Raw genomic sequence first — 1,432 nt, forward strand, 5'->3', positions numbered from 1 at the left:
CGTCAGCAGGCCCGCATCGTCCGTCAGCCACAGCGCCTGCATCGCCAGGCAGTGATGCAGAAGATCGCCCAGGCGGCAGCGCGACGCGATGTCGAGCGACGCGCGTTCGGCGAGTTGACGAGCCTGCCCAAGGCATTCGCCGGCCGAGGCGACGAAGGCCTCGATGCTCCCGGTCGATGCGACTGCCGACGCGACCGACCTCTGCAGCGTGGCGGTGTCAGGGCAGCTCTTCAGCACCGACGCGAGCAACGTCCAACCAGGCGCCGAGCCGTCATCGCCCAGGTCCACGGTCTGTGCACGCCGCAGCACCGCAGACAGCTGGGGCGGCGAGGCACCACCAGGCACCGGCTCGGGCAACGTGTGCCTGGATGAAGGGGTGGTCAGGCGCAGGCCCTTCAGGTGCCGGCCGCTGTTCTCGCGCTGAAGGCGGTGTTGCTGATGAGGCTTGCGGGGCGTGTTGGCCGGCGTGGGCGGCGCCTTCGTCGTCCGCTTTCTGATGACGATCACCTGCTGCTGGTTCATCCGCGCCCCGTGAATTCAACAGGTCGCTGAGTACCGGCCTCACGCCATTCGTTCCATCCTCAACCTTTTCCCTTCAACAACGACCACGCCATCGCCGCCATTAGCGCCACCCCGGCCACCAACGCGCCCCACAGCCACGCGCGCGATGTCTTCGGCGCAAGTACCGGCGCCGACGCCGCCGGCAGCACCGGCGACGCCACCGGTGCCGCCTCTGCCACCAGCACCGCCCGGTCCGCCGGCAGCGCATCGCCGCCGCGTCGCGCAGGCATCAGCTCGCCCAGCGACATCACCGGCGTCGCCAGCGCCGGGTCCCCCCAGTTCAGCCGATGCGGCCCGCTGCCGCGCGCCAGCATCACCAGCGTCCGCGCCCGCACGCCGATGCGCAGCTGCGGCGGCTGCGCTCCCAGTTGCGCCACGCCACCAGCCACCTGCAGCCGCAGCTGCGCGTGCACCGCCCCATCGAGCCGCAACACCGGCGAGCGCGACTCCCCCGTCGGCAGCCGCAGCCACCACACGCTGCCGTCGGCCAGCGGCTGCCAGCCGGGCTCGGGTACCGGCAGCGGCGCCGGGGTCTTGTCGCGCAGCGCATGCAGGTGCCGGCGCAATCCGTGGCGGTGACCATGCTGGCGCGGCGCGGTCTCGCCCCGCACCAGCCAGCCGACGCGCGCCACCGTGTTCGCATCGTGCGGCAGCAGTTCCAGCGCCTCCACGGCCACCGCCGGCAGCGTGTAGTCGCAATGCTGCGCATCGCAGCTCGCCGGCGCGATCGGCTCGCTCCATTGCAACGCAGGTTGCGGCCATTGCAGCGTCGCGCTCGTCGCCTCGGCCCCCGTGAGTTCCGGCACCGGCCCGCTGCCGAGGCTGCGCAGCCGCAGGTAGGCCGCCCGCACCCCACCGAGCTCGATCACGC

2 protein-coding genes are annotated in these 1,432 nt (G+C 72.2%); both read right to left on the reverse strand.

Annotated elements, in window-relative coordinates; genetic code table 11:
- Positions 1-507: hypothetical protein (locus AC1D15_RS32085; RefSeq protein WP_477829237.1), on the reverse strand; the 507-nt coding region annotated here is incomplete at its 3' end.
- A 74-nt stretch (positions 508-581) separates the two neighbouring features.
- On the reverse strand, positions 582-1,432 hold an 851-nt coding region (locus tag AC1D15_RS32090), incomplete at its 5' end, for a DUF3999 family protein (RefSeq protein WP_477829238.1).

The sequence above is a fragment of the Rhizobacter sp. P2_H2 genome (assembly GCF_056403375.1).